Origin of the sequence: Flavobacterium sp. CHNK8 (assembly GCF_019774515.1) — a bacterium.
Classification (GTDB): domain Bacteria; phylum Bacteroidota; class Bacteroidia; order Flavobacteriales; family Flavobacteriaceae; genus Flavobacterium; species Flavobacterium tiangeerense.
The window spans coordinates 1,580,211-1,596,427 of the sequence record NZ_CP081492.1; the positions used below are offsets into that span (position 1 = coordinate 1,580,211).

The following is a 16,217-nucleotide window of genomic DNA, read 5'->3' on the forward strand; positions in this document are numbered from 1 at the left end:
CCTAACAACTATTGTTTAGGTAATGGAGCTCCTACAGCAATATCACATCTATGGTTTTCTTGACCATGAGGAGGATTCATCCCTTCGGGAGTAACAGTGTTTTCTGCAGGTTTTGTAACAGTTGTAACTGTGTTTACTGGTGCAGTTACAGTTTGTGGTCTAGGTGTTGTAGTGCTAGGAGCAGGAGTGCTTTTTAAAGGTGCACCTACAGGAATATCACATCGATGACCTGGTTGTCCGTGTGCAGGATTCATACCTTTTTGTACAGGAGCAGAATTTGGCACCGAGTTTGTTAATACTTTTTGTTGAGGCTGATTTGCAATTGCGGCTTCATTTTTCATTTGATTTCCCACTTCAGTAAATGGGACTACATTCTTTTTTAGACTAGGAGTTGTTTCGGCTTCTTTTTTACAAGAAACAATTAACAAGCTAGATAGGAGTGCTAAAGCGTATATTTTTTTCATGATAGGTTCAAAAAATTCATTTCAAAGATACAAAATTCACAAAGTTTCACAAGGAGGCTTTCTTAAATTTCAAATCTTGTTGATGAATATTTTCAAGTTTATTGATGGTTGCATTTTTTTATTTGATTCGTATTGAAAAAGGGGATTAGTCAAAATATCAATTGGTTACACTTTTAAGCAACAGTTTTTAAAATAAGGCGCTTGAGATGTTTTATTTTAGAGAAATAATATCTTACTTTAGCAGTTAAATTTTTTACTATGATTAGCGAAGAAAAATTTCAAGAAGAGTTACAATTACTTATCGAAAATGCCATTAGAGAAGATGTTGGGCCTGGTGATTACAGCTCTTTAGCTTGTATTCCTGAGACGGCTAGCGGTAAAGCTAAATTATTAGTAAAAGAAGATGGAGTAATTGCAGGAGTAGCATTTGCAAAAATGGTTTTTCAATATGTTGATCCTCGTTTGATTGTTGAAACCTTTATTGAAGATGGTGCTGCTGTAGTTAAAGGAGATGTTGTGTTTCATGTATCGGGTAGTTCTCAATCCATTTTAAAATCAGAACGCGTTGTTTTGAATGCCATGCAACGCATGTCAGCTATAGCAACAAAAACTAAGAAGTTTGCTGCTTTGCTTGAAGGTACAAATACAAAAATTCTAGATACTAGAAAGACAACACCAGGCTTTAGAGCTTGTGAAAAATGGGCCGTAAAAATTGGAGGAGGGGAAAATCATCGCTTTGCCTTGTATGATATGATAATGCTTAAGGATAATCACAATGATTTTGCAGGTGGCATTTCTTTGGCTATAGCCAAAACTAAAGCATTTCTAGAGGTTAATAATCTAGATTTAAAGATTATAGTAGAAGCTCGAAATTTAGAAGAAATTAAAGAAATTTTGGAAAACGATGGAGTTTACAGAATATTGATTGATAATTTTAATTTTGAGGATACTAAAAAAGCAGTAGCTTTAATTGGATCTAAGTGTTTGACAGAATCATCAGGCAATATTAATGAAGAAACGATCCGTAATTATGCAGAGTGTGGCGTAAATTATATTTCATCAGGGGCTTTAACACATTCAGTTTATAACATGGATTTGAGTTTAAAAGCAATATGAGTAAAAAAACGGAAGACAGATTACTTGAAATTCCTCTTATAAGGAATGTAGTTATTGGTTTAAAAAAAATAAAACTACCATGGCTACAAGGCTTGTCTCTTTATTATTTAATTGAACTGTACGTTATAGGGATTATTGAAAGTGCGGTAACCTATCATGCTAGTGCTGTTGCATTTAGTTTTTTTATGGCTTTGTTTCCTTTTGCGTTGTTTATATTAAATCTTATTCCGTTCATACCTATTGATGGTTTTCAAGAAGATTTTTTGCTATTTGTAAAAGATGGAGTGCCGCCAAATACGTATGATGCCATTTATAAAATAATAAGTGATATTTTAAATAACAGTGACTCAGGTTTATTGTCATCTGGATTTATTTTGTCTATTTTTTTAATGGCAAATGGATTAAATGGAATTTTAGGAGGTTTTGAAACTTCTAGGCATGTACTGGTAAAAAGAGGTTTTATTAGACAATATATTGTTGCTTTGGGAATGTCAATGTTGTTGTCTTTTTTGTTAATCGTAACGGTTGCAACTATCGTTGTATTTGAAGTGCTTTTGCAGAAGACAGTTTTTAGTGATCAAATTCAATTGATAGTTCTAGGAAGGTATGCCTTCGTTATTTTGATGATTTTAATGACTACTTCCATTTTGTTTAAATTTGGAACAAAACATGATAAAAATAGGGCTTTCATATCAATTGGTTCAGTTTTTACCACAATTTTGATCATTTTAGACTCATATCTATTTGGTATTTGGGTTGTAAAGTTTTCAAAATACAATGAATTGTACGGTTCAATAGGAACCTTATTAATATTGATGTTTTACATCTGGATCAATTGCATGATTTTGCTTTTGGGATTTGAGTTGAATGCAACCATCAATAAGTTGAAATTAAAGAGTGAGTAAGTGTTTAATTATAAAAGCTGTTTTGGACAGCGTCGCCTAATAAAAGGTGCAAAAATCAAGAAAATGAAAAATACGATTACAATTATTGCATTATTTTTTTCCGTGTGTTTTTATGGTCAAAATCAATCGGTTTTAGGAAAATGGAAAACTATTGATGATGAAACCGGCAAAGCCAAATCTATTGTAGAAATTTACGAACGATCAGGGATGATTTATGGTAAAATCATTGATATTATTGATGTAGAAAAGAAGAAAAGTGTTTGTACAGCATGTACAGGAGAAGAGAAAAATAAACCTATTATGGGTTTAGTTATCATCAAAGGTCTTAAAAAAGATGGTAAAGAATACAATTCAGGAAAAATCTTGGATCCGGTTACAGGTAAGCAGTATAAATGTTTTATTGCTCTTGAAGGGAATGACAAACTAAATGTTCGCGGTTACATTGGTGTATCTTTGTTTGGAAGAACACAAACCTGGAATAGAGTTAGATAATAAAAACAATAAGAGTTATGAGTTTACTATATTACATAACTCAAACTCATAACTCTTAATTGTAAAATTGATGTATTTTGTTGAAGTAATCTTACCGCTTTCCTTAGCTAAAACCTTTACTTACGCTGTAACTGAAGTTGAATTCCATTTTCTAAAAAAGGGAATGCGAGTTGCCGTTCCGTTTGGGAAAAGTAAAGTTTACACGGCACTTGTTATAGAAATTCATCAAAATCAACCTTCGCTATACGACGCTAAAGACATAAACCAAATTCTTGATGAAGCTCCTATAGTAACTGAAATTCAAATTCAGCATTGGCAATGGATCTCATCCTACTATATGTGTGTTATTGGGGATGTATACAGAGGAGCATTGCCAAGCGCTTTGCTTCTAGAGAGTGAAACAGTTATCTCGCAAAAAAGTAATTCTTTTGTTGATCCTAATCAATTATCAGATGATGAGTTCCTTGTTTACGAAGCACTTCAGCAACAAAGTTCATTGAAAATTCAGGATATTATTTCCATCTTGAATAAAAAAAATATTTTTCCTGTTATTCAAAAATTAGTAGATAAAAATATTCTAGTTCTTCATGAAGAAGTTCAAGAAAATTACAAACCTAAGTTGGTTCGCTATGTTCGATTGCATCCTAAATTTGATTCGAATCAGGGATTGAATAAATTGTTAGAAACTTTAAAAAATGCTGCAAAGCAAAGAGATGTTGTGATGTCTTATTTTCAAATAAGTGCAACTGAAAAGAAACCTATTACTGTAAAAAAATTAATTGAAGTAAGCCATTCGTCTTCTGTAATTGTTAAGGCATTAATTGAGAAAGAGATTTTTGAAGATTATTATTTGCAACAAGACAGAGTGCTTTTTGAAGGTAAATTGACTGAGGATTTGCTAGAATTAAATACGTATCAGCAGCTTGCATTAAGTGAAATTAAAGCTGATTTTTCTACTAAGGAGGTGTGCTTATTGCATGGAGTAACTTCTAGCGGTAAAACCGAAATTTACATAAAGCTCATAGAAGAATACCTTAAATCAGGAAATCAAATTTTGTATCTACTTCCAGAGATAGCCTTGACTACGCAGTTAGTGGGCAGGTTGAGAGCTTATTTTGGTGATAAAGTAGCTATTTTTCATTCAAAGTATAATAATAATGAACGTATTGAGGTTTGGAATCAAGTTTTACAAAAATCTGATAAAGCACAGGTAATAATAGGAGCCAGGTCGGCTTTGTTTTTACCTTTTCAAAATTTAGGATTACTAATTGTTGATGAAGAACATGAACAAACTTTCAAACAAGTTGATCCTGCGCCACGTTATCACGCACGTGATGCAGCCATAGTTTTGGCGCAAGCCCATAAAGCTAAGGTTTTATTAGGATCTGCTACTCCAAGTTTAGAGACTTATTTCAATGCTAAATCAGGTAAGTTTGGACTGGTAGAGCTTAGCCAGCGTCATGGAAATGTGATGATGCCGCAAATAGAATTAGTTGATTTAAAAGATAAGTATTTTAGAAAGAAAATGCAAGGTCATTTTAGTGATGATCTTATTCAATCTATTACGGATGCACTAGTTTTAGGCGAGCAAGTTATTTTGTTTCAAAATAGGAGAGGTTATTCTCCTGTAATGGAGTGTATTACTTGTGGGCATGTACCTCATTGCCAGCAGTGTGATGTAAGTTTGACATTTCATAAAAATAAGAATCAATTGCGCTGTCATTACTGTGGCTATAGTATGGCTAAGCCTACAAATTGTCATGCTTGTTCAAGTTTGGATTTGATTACAAAAGGATTTGGAACGGAGCAAATAGAACAAGAATTAGCTGTTTTGTTTCCAAATTCAAAAATAGGTAGGATGGATCAAGATACTACAAGAGGAAAATTTGGTTTTGAAAAAATTATTGATAGTTTTAAAAATAGAGAAATCGATATTTTAGTTGGTACTCAAATGCTTGCCAAAGGGTTGGATTTTGATAATGTTACTTTAGTTGGGATTTTGAACGCTGATAATATGTTATTTCACCCAGATTTTAGAGCATTTGAAAGAAGCTTCCAGATGATGACTCAAGTTGCAGGACGTGCGGGACGATCTGTAAAACAAGGTAAAGTAATTATTCAAACCTATAATCCCAATCATAATACAATACAACAGGTAACTCATAATGATTACAACGGAATGTATCAGGAACAACTGTATGACCGTCAAATTTATAAATACCCGCCTTATTTTAAGTTAATCAAGATAACACTTAAACAGCGTAATTATGACAAAGTTAACGAAGGTTCAGCTTGGTTGTATCAGGTATTAAGTCAAAATTTGAATATGCCAGTATTAGGGCCAGAGGAACCTGCAATAAGTAGAATTAGGAATGAATATATACGTACGATACTTATTAAAATTCCGAATACTACATCTCTAGTAAACACAAAAAAAACTATCCATAAAATAATGAATAGTTTTGAGGCTGTTGCGCAATTTAGAGCGATTAAAGTAATTTTAAATGTTGACTACTATTAATAGTATAATGATTTAGGTAAAAGATAAAGCTTTTACTAAATCCTCTTTTTTATGACGACTTAATGGAATTTTAGTTGATCCTATTTCAGCAAACTTGCTGTTAAATCGTTCTACTTTGTCTATATTGATAATATATGATTTATGTACGCGAACAAATTTATCTTTGGGTAAATCGTTTTCAAAAGCTTTCATAGTAGAGAGAACTAAATTACTGTCGTCTTCTGTAACTACTTTTACATAATCTCCAAAGGCTTCGATCCATTTAATCTTAGAAGTAAAAATTTTAAGTTTTTTTAGATTACTTTTTATGAATATATGTTCTCCTTCTTCTTCCTTGTTTTCTTTCTTTAATTGGTAATTGTCAATTGCTCTTTTAACTGCTGCATTAAAACGGTCTATTGCAATTGGTTTTTGAAGATAATCCGTAGCATCATAATCAAATGCTTTCATGGCATACTCTGCTTTTGATGTAATGAAAACGATTTGTGGTTTCGTTTTTAAACCATCTAAAAAATCAAACCCACTGATTACAGGCATTTCAATGTCTAAGAATATAAGGTCAACATCATGGATAGACATATAATTTTTAGCCTCAATAGCATTAGAGAAATCTCCAAGAAGATTAAGATTTTGATGGTTATTTACTAACTTTGCGATAATCATTCTTTGTATAGAACTATCATCAACTACTACACAATTTAATTTCATAATAAAGTTTTATTTATTAGATTGTGTAAATATACTACTTTTAATTTAAGTTGTTTCAATTAATCGGATTTTTTTACTTTACGTCGATAAAAACAACAAAAATATTTTTTTATTTAAATTTTTTATTACTTTTGCACCCAAATTAACAATAAATATATTTTTATGAATCATTATGAAACTGTTTTCATTTTAAATCCCGTTTTATCTGAAGTTCAGGTGAAGGAAACAGTAAGCAAATTTGAAGATTTTCTTACTAGTAGAGGTGCTGAAATGGTGTCTAAAGAAGACTGGGGTCTTAAAAAAATGGCTTACGAAATTCAAAACAAGAAAAGTGGGTTTTACCATTTATTCGAGTTCAAAGTAGCTGGTGAGGTTCTTATCGCTTTTGAAACTGAATTTAGACGTGACGAAAGAGTAATGCGTTTCTTGACTGTAAGTCTTGATAAACATGCTATTTCATGGGCTGAGAGAAGAAGAACTAAATTAAAATCTACAAAAGCTTAATTATTATGGCAACATTACAACAATCGGCTTCAGGAAAAAAAGACGGAGATATTAGATATTTAACGCCTTTGAACATAGAAACTAACAAAACTAAAAAGTATTGTCGTTTCAAAAAATCAGGTATCAAGTATATTGATTATAAAGATGCTGATTTCTTATTGAAATTCGTTAATGAGCAAGGTAAAATTTTACCACGTCGTTTAACAGGAACTTCATTAAAATACCAAAGAAAAGTTTCAGTTGCTGTGAAAAGAGCACGTCACATTGCTTTGATGCCTTACGTGGCGGATTTACTTAAATAATATTAAAACTCAGTTGTTGGTTTTCTAATCATGAAACCTAACTTCTATAATAAAGGACAACAACATGGAACTTATTTTAAAACAAGATGTTCAAAATTTAGGATTTAAAGATGATGTAGTAACTGTAAAAAACGGTTATGGTCGTAATTTTTTAATTCCACAAGGATTTGCTCAATTAGCTACTTCATCTGCAAAGAAAGTATTAGCTGAAAACTTAAAGCAAAGAGCTCACAAAGAAGCTAAAGTAGTTGCTGATGCAAAAGCTTTAGGTGAAGCTTTAAAAGCTATTGAAATTAAAATATTTGCTAAAGCAGGTGGTGAAAAATTATTTGGTTCTATCACTAATATTGACATTGCTGAAGCATTAGCTAAAGGTGGTCAAACAATTGATAGAAAATTTATCACTAGCGGTATCGTAAAACGTACTGGTAAATACAATGCAAGTGTTCGTTTACATAGAGATGTTATAGTTGAATTAGACTATGAAATCGTTGCAGAAAAATAAAAATTTCTTAACTTTTTGTTAAAGAATTATTAAAATCACTCTTCGGAGTGATTTTTTTTTGCTATGAGTTAGATCAATTAGATTGTTATAAAATGCATAGTTCTAAAAACTGATATTTAAAAACACTAACATGAATTTTAATGAGATACGCGCCGTTTTATTGGTGTAGCATCTAAAAAATGGAAATACGGTACAAACGACAAATGGGCTACCACAGTTTCTACATTTTTTGAGTATGCTCAACGAGGACGTTTTAATTATATTTACGGAGGTGATATTAACAATGACGGATCTGTTAATAATGATTTAATTTATGTACCTACGACTGCTGAAATTGGTGCTATGACATTTAGTGGAGCAGGACAAGGTGCAGCATTTGATGCTTTTATCAATCAAGATAAATATTTAAGTGAAAGAAGAGGTCAATATGCTGAGCGTTATGGAGCATTAGCACCATGGAGAGGAAAATGGGATATGAAATTAATCCAAGATTATAATTTTAAACCTTCTGCCAGTTCAGATAAAACAAATACTATTCAGTTTAGTATTGATATCTTAAATGTTGGAAATTTATTAAATTCTGATTGGGGATTAGTTCAGGTGCCTACAAGTATACAACCAATAGGAGTTACTGTTGATCAAAACACAAAAATTCCTACTTATACTTTTAATGGAACGCAAACTAAAACCTTCAATTACGATGCTAGTTTATTATCAAGATGGCAAGCACAGTTTGGAATTAGATATATTTTCTAGTCTATTTAGAAATTAATTGAAAGCCTTCTTGAAAAAGAAGGCTTTTTTTATGATTAAGTTTTAAATTTGCATTCGCAAAAAAGCATTTTTGAATTATAATTTTAGATTAACAATTATACAATGAAATATTCTCGATTGACCAAAGAGCAGTTTGAAGAACTGACGCAAGAATTTACAAATTTTTTAGCCACTCAAGCTATTGATAAAGCAGAGTGGGATAAAATTAAAGCTGAAAAACCAGAAGTGGCTGAACAAGAATTGGATGTTTTCTCAGATTTGATTTGGGAAGGTGTACTTTCTAAAGCAACTTATTTAGAACATTTTTCTAAAAATCATATTTTTCTTTTTCACTGTTTTGATACACATGTACAATCTATTGTTTTGAAATCTCTGGTTCCGGAAGTTGATTTTTTAACTCGTGAGGGATTGCAATGGCTTAGCGACAATATGTTTACAGATACCATTGAAATGAAAGTAGGTAAAAAAGAATTTACTGAGGAACGCAACTCTTCAATTTTTGAGTTGATTCAGCAAGGCTCTTTTTTAAGTGACGGTCAATTATACAAGCAAATAAATACAATTATTGAGGGATAATTCATTGTTTAAATTTTAAATTGGTTATTTTAGTACCTTATTTCACGTACTAAGATAGCCAATTTTTATTTCCATGAATATTCAAAATACAATTCAACAACTAAGAGAAGAGTTGCATCAGCATAATTACAATTATTATGTTTTAGATAATCCTGTTATTACTGACTATGAATTTGATTTAAAATTAAAACAGCTACAAGAACTTGAGAGTAAGCATCCGGAATTTGAAGATAAAAACTCGCCTACACAAAGAGTAGGAGGTACAATAACTAAAAATTTCCAAACCGTAGCACATGAACATCGCATGTATTCTTTAGATAATTCTTATTCTAAAGAAGATCTTATCAGTTGGGAAACTCGATTAAAAAAAGTTTTGGGCGATGTTCCTATTTCTTATACCTGTGAGCTAAAATATGATGGTGCTTCGATAAGTATAACGTATGAAAATGGAAAATTACAAAAAGCAGTTACTCGTGGCGATGGATTTCAAGGGGATGATGTAACACAAAACATTAAAACCATAAAAACGATTCCTTTGCAACTCAAAGGTAATTATCCCGCAAAATTTGACATTCGGGGAGAAATAATTTTGCCATTTGCTGGTTTTGAAAAAATGAACCAAGATTTGATTGAAATTGGAGAAACTCCATATTCAAACCCAAGAAATACTGCCTCAGGGAGTTTAAAATTGCAAGATAGCTCCCTAGTTGCTAAACGTCCTTTAGATTGTTTGTTGTATTTTATAATAGGTAGTGATTTGCCTTTCGATTCGCAATTTAATAGTTTAAATGTGGCAAGAGATTGGGGTTTCAAAGTGCCCAAAGAAGCTCAATTAGCAAACAATCTAGAAGAGATTTTTGATTTTATAACGTATTGGGACGTACACCGTCATGATTTACCGTATGAAACTGACGGCGTTGTTATAAAAGTTAATTCATTTTATTTCCAAGAAGAATTAGGGTATACAGCCAAATCTCCGCGATGGGCAATGGCGTATAAATTCAAATCAGAGCAGGTTTCTACTAAATTAAACTCGATTTCGTACCAAGTTGGTAGAACTGGATCTATAACTCCAGTTGCAAATTTGTCTCCTGTACAACTGGCAGGAACAGTGGTTAAAAGAGCTTCCTTGCACAATGCCGATCAAATGGAAAAATTAGACATTCGAGTTGGAGATACCGTATTTGTTGAAAAGGGTGGAGAGATTATTCCAAAGATTATTGCAGTTGATTTGAGTTTTAGACCTGAAAATACAATACCAACAATTTATATCACGCACTGTCCTGAATGCAAAACCGAGTTAATAAAAAATGAAGGAGAAGCCAATCATTACTGTCCTAATTTTTATGGTTGTCCTCCTCAAATTATTGGTAGAATACAGCATTTTATTTCCAGAAAGGCAATGGATATTGAGGGGTTAGGAGGTGAGACGGTTGCGCTACTTTTCAATAATAATTTGGTTCAAAATTATGCTGATCTTTATGATCTAAAGGTGGAACAAATTGTACCCTTGGAGCGAATGGCTCAAAAATCTGCAGAAAATCTAGTAAATGGTGTGTTGAATTCAAAAAACATACCTTTTGAACGAGTTCTGTATGCATTAGGGATACGGTATGTCGGAGAAACTGTAGCCAAAAAATTAGCACTTCACTATAAGAACATAGAGGCTTTGCAAATTGCAACAATATCAGATTTAATACAAGTTGATGAAATCGGGGAGCGTATTGCACAAAGTGTTGTTTCTTTTTTTGAAAATGAAAATAATATTGCTATAATAGATAAGTTAAAAAATGTTGGTGTTCAATTTGAAGTGATTCAAAATGTGAATCCAAATGCAACCACAATTTTCTCAGGAAAGATATTTGTTGTTTCGGGTGTTTTTGAAAAATTCTCAAGAGATGAATTAAAAAAAGCGATAGAAGACAATGGAGGAAAAGTAGGTAGTTCTATTTCAGCCAAAACAGATTATGTTGTTGCGGGAGATAATATGGGCCCGGCAAAACTGGATAAGGCCACAAAGTTAAACGTTTCTATTATTTCTGAAGAGGATTTTTTGAACCTTTTAAAACCATAAAATGAAAATTTATAATGTTAAAAGTAGTTTGATCGAAAAGGCATTAATAGCTTTTATGTTTGTTATTGCATTAATTGAGGTTATTGCAGAATTGTCCTCATTTGAACCGATACTTTTTGCATTTAAACCTTTGATAGCCCTTTTGATTTTAATCTTATATTTAATTACTTCAAAAGTTAGAAATACACTTTTTATTTTAGCTAGTGTTTTTTTATTTATTGTGAGTGTTTTGTTAATACCTAATTCATCTTATTTTTCCCTTGCAGCGCTAGCGGGTTATATTATACATAGGTCATTACTCATTACTTACATTATAAAAATAAATAAAGTGAAAGATTTTATCCCAGTGGTAATAGCAATTATCCCCACTTTATTTATTTTTTCTTACCTACTTTCTATTGCAGATGAAATTAATACATCAAGTTTTTATGGAATAGTGATTCAAAACATTGTAATATCAATTATGGCAGGGCTGGTAATATCAAATTATTTTATGAATGATAACAACGATTCACCTTGGTTGTATATTTATGGACTCCTCTTTACGGCATTGTATTTCACAGTTTTTATTGAAAAATGTTTTTTGTCAACTTTTCCACCCACTTTTTTTAGACCGCTAGGAATGGTACTATATGTTAGTAGTTATTATGCATTTTACAGATTTGTAATTGATACAGAAAATATTCATAAAGATAGAGTGCAATAGTTAGTCATTTTTGAAATTAAAAGTAAAGTTAAACTATTATTGATTTTCCTTCAAAAGCTTTTATTTTGTCATTGTCTACATAAAAATCAATTCTACCTAAATTGATTCCGTAGCATCCAACTTGATTCACTAATACATCTTTTCCTAGTTTGTTTTTTACCACCGAAGGTTTGTCTAAAAATGTATGGGTGTGTCCGCCTATAATCAAGTCAATATCTTGAGTAAGTTCGGCAAGTTTCAAATCACAAATTTTGTTTGTTTCGTCTTTGTATTTATAACCTAAATGAGACAAACAAATCACAATATCGCATTTGTTTTCTTGTTTTAAAACTCGAACCATGTCTTGAGCTATTTCTAGAGGATCATTATAAACAGTTTCTTTATACATGCCTTTATCTACAAGTCCTGCAAGTTCAATTCCTAGTCCAAAAACTCCAACTTTAATGCCGTTTTTATTAAAAATTTTGAATGGTTTTACAAATCCATCCATAACTGTATTTTTAAAATCATAATTGGCCGAAAGAAATTCAAATTTTGCGTGATGCATTTGAGCGCGCAGTCCATCAACGCCATTGTCAAAATCATGATTACCTATGGTAGAGGCGTCATACTGCATCATACTCATTAATTTAAATTCCAGTTCACCACCGTAGTAATTGAAATAGGGTGTGCCTTGAAAAATATCACCAGCATCTAGTAGAAGTACATTCGGATTTTCTTTTCTAATGCTTTCAATAAGAGCAGCTCTTCGTGCTACTCCGCCCATGTTTGCATTACGCGGATGATCAGCAGGAAATGGATCTATATAACTATGAACATCATTAGTATGTAAAATGGTAAGCTGTTTTGCTGTGGTTGTATCAAAACTACTTAGGGATAAACCTAAACTCAATAATGCTGATCCAGCAGCAGTTTTTTCTATAAATTCTCTTCTTTTCATCGTGTATATTTTTTCTAATTGATTTTCTTGAAAATGAATTAGGATTTCTTTTTATTTTTTTTGCTGTAAACGCAGGTGAGTTTTTTTTTAAAAGATATTATTATCTATTTTAAAATCATTAATAAAATTAGATATTACTTTTCTTCGGTAATTCTAACATCATCAATCACAGGTATGGTATCTACTTCTTTAAAATAATCAATTAGAATATTACGAAGTTTGTATTCTAAATCAAACTTTTGAATTCCTTTCTTAAAAAAGTTCATGTTATCACCACCATTAGCAAGATAATCATTGGTTCCTACATAATAAGTGGTGTTTGCATCTAAAGGATTTCCTTGAACCATTATGTTTTTAGGATTGTTATTAGCATCAATAGTAAAAGTTATTCCAGCTAATGGATGTGGTTTTTTTTCAGCAATAAAAAAAGTAACCATCTCAAGTATTTGTTCTCCTTTTAAGGCAATAACAACTAAACTGTTTTCAAAAGGCATGATTTCAAATGCAGTTCTTGCTGTCACATTCCCTTTGGGTAATATAGACCTTATTCCGCCGCTATTTAAAATGCAAATATCAATTTTCTTTTTTTCTCTGGCTTGAAAAACAATATTTCCGCGTAACAAAGTCACATCAGCCATAAGATTTCCAATTTTTGTTTGCCATTTTCCGTTGCTTTTATCTAATGTTTCTGTACAATAGGCAAGTACACTGTCAAGATCTTTGTTGATATGTTCTCTATAAGGTTTGACAAAATTTTCTATTTCAAGGTTTGTTCCTTGTTTATCAGTTACTGTAACTCTTTTTCCTTCAATTTTAGTAACAGTGTAACTTTGTTTACTGCAGGATGCAATAAAAAAAAATGTTAAGAATATAACAAAAAGTTTAGAAACATCGTTATACTTTTTTAGATTTACCATTTTAAATGCGACTTTATTAATTAATTTTGTAATCAGGTAAAAGTAATATGTTTTTGAATCACATTAAAAATTTTTGGGTAAAAAAAACATTAAATAAAAAATTACAAAGTTCATCTCTTTTGGTGGTACCTTCATCGGTAAAAACTATTGGAGTTCTAGTTGATGGAATCGGTTTTACAAAAACAAAACTTTTGGTTAATGAACTTGTGTTGGGAGGAATTCTTCCTGAAAATATAGCCATACTTCAGTTTAACAAAGATTCGGTCAATCAAATTAAAGATGAGTTTCCGAATTTGGAACACGCTCATTTACAATGGAACGGAGGATTTAGTGGTGTTGCTCCAAAAGAGTTTTTGAGTAAAAAGTATGATGTGTTAATAAGTTATTATGATCTAGAAGAGGCAATTTTAATGCAACTTACACATTCAACAAAGGCTGGTTTTAAAGTAGGTTTTGCATCAGTTGATACTCGATTACATCATTTTACCATCCAAACTTTTCTTGAAAATCATGTGGTTTTTGTAAAAGAGTTTTTTAAAATTTTAAAATTACTAAATAAAATATAATTCAATATGCAATCATTAATAGGTACAGGTGTTGCTCTTGTAACTCCTTTTAAAAGCGATTTTTCAATAGATGTTGATGCTTTAAAAAGAATAGTCAATTATTCCATTGAAGGTGGAATAGAATATCTTGTAGTATTAGGTACTACTGCAGAGAATGCTACCTTATCACAAGAGGAAAAAGAACTAGTTATTGCAACTGTCATTGAAGCAAATAATGGTGCATTGCCACTTGTTTTAGGGGTAGGAGGAAACAATACTGCTAAGGTTGTTGCAGAGTTAGAGACTAGAGATTTATCAGCATTTACGGCAATTTTATCTGTATCACCATATTATAATAAACCAACTCAAGAAGGAATTTATCAGCATTTTAAAGCAGTTGCAGAGGCTTCTCCGATACCTGTAATTTTATATAATGTTCCAGGAAGAACGGCAAGTAATATGTTACCAAGCACTGTACTGCGTTTAGCACATGAATTTAAAAATGTAGTAGCTATAAAAGAGGCAGCTGGTGATTTAGTGCAAGCCATGCAATTGATACAGAATAAACCATCGGAATTTTTAGTAATTTCTGGAGATGATATGATTGCTTTACCAATGGTTTTGGCTGGAGGAGCAGGTGTAATATCTGTGATTGGTCAAGGTTTTCCAAGGGAGTTTTCAAATATGATTCGACTTGGTTTAGAACGTAAAGTTGACGAAGCTTTTAAAACCCAATATCTACTTGCTGATAGTATTGATATGATTTTTGAACAAGGAAATCCTGCAGGAATTAAGCAAATCTTTCAATCCTTAGGCATTGGTTCTAATACGGTAAGATTACCATTAGTAACCGTGGATGAATCACTAGAAAAAAGAATTGATACATTTGTAAAAAAAATCAACGGATAGGTTTTTGAAATCGATTTTTTTAACAAAAAAAATATATTTTGTATTCGCTGAATTAATACCTAAATTTGCCACCGAAACTTCGGAATGATAGGTAGGTTTTTTTAGCTTGCAAATCATTATAAAATATGAAAATGAAAAAAATAATATATCTCGTTTTAACTGTTGCCTTACTCAGCTCTTGTAATGAATATCAAAAAGCATTAAAATCTGAGGATGTTGCTGTGAAATTTGAAATGGGAACCAAGTTATATGATGCTGGTAAATACTCTAAAGCTTTAAAGATTTTTGAACAAATTGCACCTGCATACAGAGGAAAACCACAAGCTGAAAAATTATTTTTTATGTTTTCTCAGTCCTATTACAAAACAAAACAATATTACTTAGCAGGATATCAGTTTGATAGTTTTGTTTCTGGTTATCCAAAAAGCGAAAAACTGGAAGAAGCAGCTTATTTAGGAGCAAAAAGTTATTCGATGTTATCTCCTGTTTATAGTTTGGATCAAACCGATACTAACAAGGCATTAGATAAGCTTCAAAACTTTATAGATGCATATCCAAATTCTCAATATGCAAAGGATGCTAATTTAGTAGTAAAGGATTTGAGTGAAAAAATCGAGAAAAAAGTATATGAAAACGCAAAGGGGTATCACACCATTTCTGATTTTAAATCAGCAATAGTTGCGCTTGAGAACTTTATAGTTGATTATCCAGGTACGAAATACAAAGAAGACGCTTTGTATTATAAATTGGATTCAGCCTATCAACTAGCTATTAATAGTATTCCTTCAAAAATGCAAGAGAGGTTGAATGTTGCTAAAGTTGCTCAAGCTAACTTGGTGAAATTTAACCCAGAATCAAAATACAAGAAAGAAGCTAACGACATGTTAGTGAGAATAGAAAAAGAGTTACAAAATTTTACTAAATAAATAAAGTCATGGATTTAAAAAAGACGAATGCTCCTGTAAACACAATTACTTACAACAAAACGGTAATTGAAGAACCAACGGGTAACGTATATGAAGCAATAACGATTATGGCTAAAAGAGCAAATCAAATTAACTCTGAAATTAAAAAAGAATTGACAGAGAAATTAGAAGAGTTTGCTACTTATAATGATAGTCTTGAAGAAGTCTTTGAAAATAAAGAGCAAATTGAAGTTTCTAAATTTTATGAAAAATTACCTAAGCCACATGCGTTAGCAGTTCAAGAATGGTTAGATGGTAAAATATATCATAGAGATTCAAATAAATAATTAGTAC

18 protein-coding genes and 1 pseudogene are annotated in these 16,217 nt (G+C 31.5%); 15 read left to right on the forward strand and 4 right to left on the reverse strand.

Annotation, left to right across the window (positions count from 1 at the left end; translation table 11 throughout):
- Positions 1–8: 8 nt before the first annotated feature.
- Positions 9–464 (reverse strand): hypothetical protein, encoded by a 456-nt coding sequence (locus K5V07_RS06610; RefSeq protein WP_221916865.1) that lies wholly within the window; start codon positions 462–464, stop codon positions 9–11.
- A 258-nt stretch (positions 465–722) separates the two neighbouring features.
- On the opposite strand from K5V07_RS06610, the gene nadC reads away from it, so the two are divergent.
- From nadC to priA, 4 genes are all read left to right on the forward strand, one after another.
- Positions 723–1,580, forward strand: coding sequence for a carboxylating nicotinate-nucleotide diphosphorylase (gene nadC / locus K5V07_RS06615; RefSeq protein ID WP_221916866.1), 858 nt, complete (start codon positions 723–725; stop codon positions 1,578–1,580).
- Entirely contained in the window at positions 1,577–2,485 is a 909-nt protein-coding gene (locus tag K5V07_RS06620; protein WP_144891857.1) for a YihY/virulence factor BrkB family protein, read from the forward strand. The genes nadC and K5V07_RS06620 overlap by 4 nt, the downstream gene beginning before the upstream one ends.
- Positions 2,486–2,548: 63 nt before the next feature.
- Complete coding sequence (locus K5V07_RS06625; protein ID WP_182648306.1) at positions 2,549–2,977, forward strand: DUF2147 domain-containing protein; 429 nt, start codon at positions 2,549–2,551, stop codon at positions 2,975–2,977.
- A gap of 70 nt (positions 2,978–3,047) precedes the next feature.
- Entirely contained in the window at positions 3,048–5,498 is a 2,451-nt protein-coding gene (gene priA / locus K5V07_RS06630) for a primosomal protein N' (RefSeq protein ID WP_221916867.1), read from the forward strand.
- Between the two features lie 12 nt (positions 5,499–5,510).
- Here priA and K5V07_RS06635 read toward each other — a convergent pair whose 3' ends face one another.
- Positions 5,511–6,206: a LytTR family DNA-binding domain-containing protein gene (locus K5V07_RS06635; RefSeq protein ID WP_086454225.1), complete on the reverse strand. Its 696-nt coding sequence runs from the start codon at positions 6,204–6,206 to the stop codon at positions 5,511–5,513.
- Between the two features lie 162 nt (positions 6,207–6,368).
- Here K5V07_RS06635 and rpsF point away from each other — a divergent pair, with 162 nt between their 5' ends.
- From rpsF to K5V07_RS06670, 7 genes and pseudogenes are all read left to right on the forward strand, one after another.
- A complete protein-coding gene (gene rpsF / locus K5V07_RS06640; protein ID WP_035671622.1) occupies positions 6,369–6,710 on the forward strand; it encodes a 30S ribosomal protein S6 in 342 nt (113 codons plus the stop codon).
- A 5-nt stretch (positions 6,711–6,715) separates the two neighbouring features.
- Complete coding sequence (gene rpsR / locus K5V07_RS06645; protein WP_086454224.1) at positions 6,716–7,012, forward strand: 30S ribosomal protein S18; 297 nt, start codon at positions 6,716–6,718, stop codon at positions 7,010–7,012.
- A gap of 64 nt (positions 7,013–7,076) precedes the next feature.
- Complete coding sequence (rplI, locus tag K5V07_RS06650) at positions 7,077–7,517, forward strand: 50S ribosomal protein L9 (RefSeq protein ID WP_144891850.1); 441 nt, start codon at positions 7,077–7,079, stop codon at positions 7,515–7,517.
- Between the two features lie 144 nt (positions 7,518–7,661).
- Positions 7,662–8,273: pseudogene (locus K5V07_RS06655) on the forward strand (TonB-dependent receptor); the annotation flags it as partial.
- Positions 8,274–8,393: 120 nt separating this feature from the next.
- Positions 8,394–8,867 carry a DUF6495 family protein gene (locus tag K5V07_RS06660; RefSeq protein ID WP_221916868.1) on the forward strand — a complete coding sequence of 158 codons (474 nt, stop codon included), beginning with the start codon at positions 8,394–8,396 and terminating at the stop codon, positions 8,865–8,867.
- Between the two features lie 73 nt (positions 8,868–8,940).
- Positions 8,941–10,941: an NAD-dependent DNA ligase LigA gene (gene ligA, locus K5V07_RS06665; protein WP_221916869.1), complete on the forward strand. Its 2,001-nt coding sequence runs from the start codon at positions 8,941–8,943 to the stop codon at positions 10,939–10,941.
- 1 nt (position 10,942) lies between these two features.
- Positions 10,943–11,647 (forward strand): hypothetical protein, encoded by a 705-nt coding sequence (locus tag K5V07_RS06670; RefSeq protein ID WP_221916870.1) that lies wholly within the window; start codon positions 10,943–10,945, stop codon positions 11,645–11,647.
- A gap of 28 nt (positions 11,648–11,675) precedes the next feature.
- Here K5V07_RS06670 and K5V07_RS06675 read toward each other — a convergent pair whose 3' ends face one another.
- Together K5V07_RS06675 and K5V07_RS06680 are read right to left on the reverse strand one after the other, a co-directional pair.
- Complete coding sequence (locus K5V07_RS06675) at positions 11,676–12,587, reverse strand: bifunctional UDP-sugar hydrolase/5'-nucleotidase (protein WP_221916871.1); 912 nt, start codon at positions 12,585–12,587, stop codon at positions 11,676–11,678.
- A gap of 134 nt (positions 12,588–12,721) precedes the next feature.
- Positions 12,722–13,504, reverse strand: coding sequence for a 5'-nucleotidase C-terminal domain-containing protein (locus K5V07_RS06680; protein ID WP_221916872.1), 783 nt, complete (start codon positions 13,502–13,504; stop codon positions 12,722–12,724).
- 53 nt (positions 13,505–13,557) lie between these two features.
- Here K5V07_RS06680 and K5V07_RS06685 point away from each other — a divergent pair, with 53 nt between their 5' ends.
- From K5V07_RS06685 to K5V07_RS06700, 4 genes are all read left to right on the forward strand, one after another.
- The gene (locus K5V07_RS06685) at positions 13,558–14,070 is read left to right on the forward strand and encodes a hypothetical protein (RefSeq protein ID WP_221916873.1); all 513 of its coding nucleotides are present in this window, start codon (positions 13,558–13,560) and stop codon (positions 14,068–14,070) included.
- A gap of 6 nt (positions 14,071–14,076) precedes the next feature.
- Positions 14,077–14,958: a 4-hydroxy-tetrahydrodipicolinate synthase gene (gene dapA, locus K5V07_RS06690; protein WP_221916874.1), complete on the forward strand. Its 882-nt coding sequence runs from the start codon at positions 14,077–14,079 to the stop codon at positions 14,956–14,958.
- A 131-nt stretch (positions 14,959–15,089) separates the two neighbouring features.
- Positions 15,090–15,884 carry an outer membrane protein assembly factor BamD gene (locus tag K5V07_RS06695; protein WP_221916875.1) on the forward strand — a complete coding sequence of 265 codons (795 nt, stop codon included), beginning with the start codon at positions 15,090–15,092 and terminating at the stop codon, positions 15,882–15,884.
- An 8-nt stretch (positions 15,885–15,892) separates the two neighbouring features.
- The gene (locus tag K5V07_RS06700; RefSeq protein ID WP_026709525.1) at positions 15,893–16,210 is read left to right on the forward strand and encodes a DNA-directed RNA polymerase subunit omega; all 318 of its coding nucleotides are present in this window, start codon (positions 15,893–15,895) and stop codon (positions 16,208–16,210) included.
- Positions 16,211–16,217 lie beyond the last annotated feature (7 nt).

What these genes read in the sequence shown, in the direction of transcription:
- ligA (WP_221916869.1), top strand. Translation starts at nt 8,941, where the DNA reads ATGAATATTCAAAATACAATTCAACAACTAAGAGAAGAGTTGCATCAG.
- K5V07_RS06675 (WP_221916871.1), bottom strand. Translation starts at nt 12,587, where the DNA reads ATGAAAAGAAGAGAATTTATAGAAAAAACTGCTGCTGGATCAGCATTA.
- K5V07_RS06625 (WP_182648306.1), top strand. Translation starts at nt 2,549, where the DNA reads ATGAAAAATACGATTACAATTATTGCATTATTTTTTTCCGTGTGTTTT.
- K5V07_RS06695 (WP_221916875.1), top strand. Translation starts at nt 15,090, where the DNA reads ATGAAAAAAATAATATATCTCGTTTTAACTGTTGCCTTACTCAGCTCT.
- K5V07_RS06680 (WP_221916872.1), bottom strand. Translation starts at nt 13,504, where the DNA reads ATGGTAAATCTAAAAAAGTATAACGATGTTTCTAAACTTTTTGTTATA.
- K5V07_RS06610 (WP_221916865.1), bottom strand. Translation starts at nt 464, where the DNA reads ATGAAAAAAATATACGCTTTAGCACTCCTATCTAGCTTGTTAATTGTT.
- K5V07_RS06670 (WP_221916870.1), top strand. Translation starts at nt 10,943, where the DNA reads ATGAAAATTTATAATGTTAAAAGTAGTTTGATCGAAAAGGCATTAATA.
- priA (WP_221916867.1), top strand. Translation starts at nt 3,048, where the DNA reads ATGTATTTTGTTGAAGTAATCTTACCGCTTTCCTTAGCTAAAACCTTT.
- K5V07_RS06620 (WP_144891857.1), top strand. Translation starts at nt 1,577, where the DNA reads ATGAGTAAAAAAACGGAAGACAGATTACTTGAAATTCCTCTTATAAGG.
- K5V07_RS06700 (WP_026709525.1), top strand. Translation starts at nt 15,893, where the DNA reads ATGGATTTAAAAAAGACGAATGCTCCTGTAAACACAATTACTTACAAC.
- K5V07_RS06660 (WP_221916868.1), top strand. Translation starts at nt 8,394, where the DNA reads ATGAAATATTCTCGATTGACCAAAGAGCAGTTTGAAGAACTGACGCAA.
- nadC (WP_221916866.1), top strand. Translation starts at nt 723, where the DNA reads ATGATTAGCGAAGAAAAATTTCAAGAAGAGTTACAATTACTTATCGAA.
- K5V07_RS06635 (WP_086454225.1), bottom strand. Translation starts at nt 6,206, where the DNA reads ATGAAATTAAATTGTGTAGTAGTTGATGATAGTTCTATACAAAGAATG.
- rplI (WP_144891850.1), top strand. Translation starts at nt 7,077, where the DNA reads ATGGAACTTATTTTAAAACAAGATGTTCAAAATTTAGGATTTAAAGAT.
- rpsR (WP_086454224.1), top strand. Translation starts at nt 6,716, where the DNA reads ATGGCAACATTACAACAATCGGCTTCAGGAAAAAAAGACGGAGATATT.
- rpsF (WP_035671622.1), top strand. Translation starts at nt 6,369, where the DNA reads ATGAATCATTATGAAACTGTTTTCATTTTAAATCCCGTTTTATCTGAA.
- dapA (WP_221916874.1), top strand. Translation starts at nt 14,077, where the DNA reads ATGCAATCATTAATAGGTACAGGTGTTGCTCTTGTAACTCCTTTTAAA.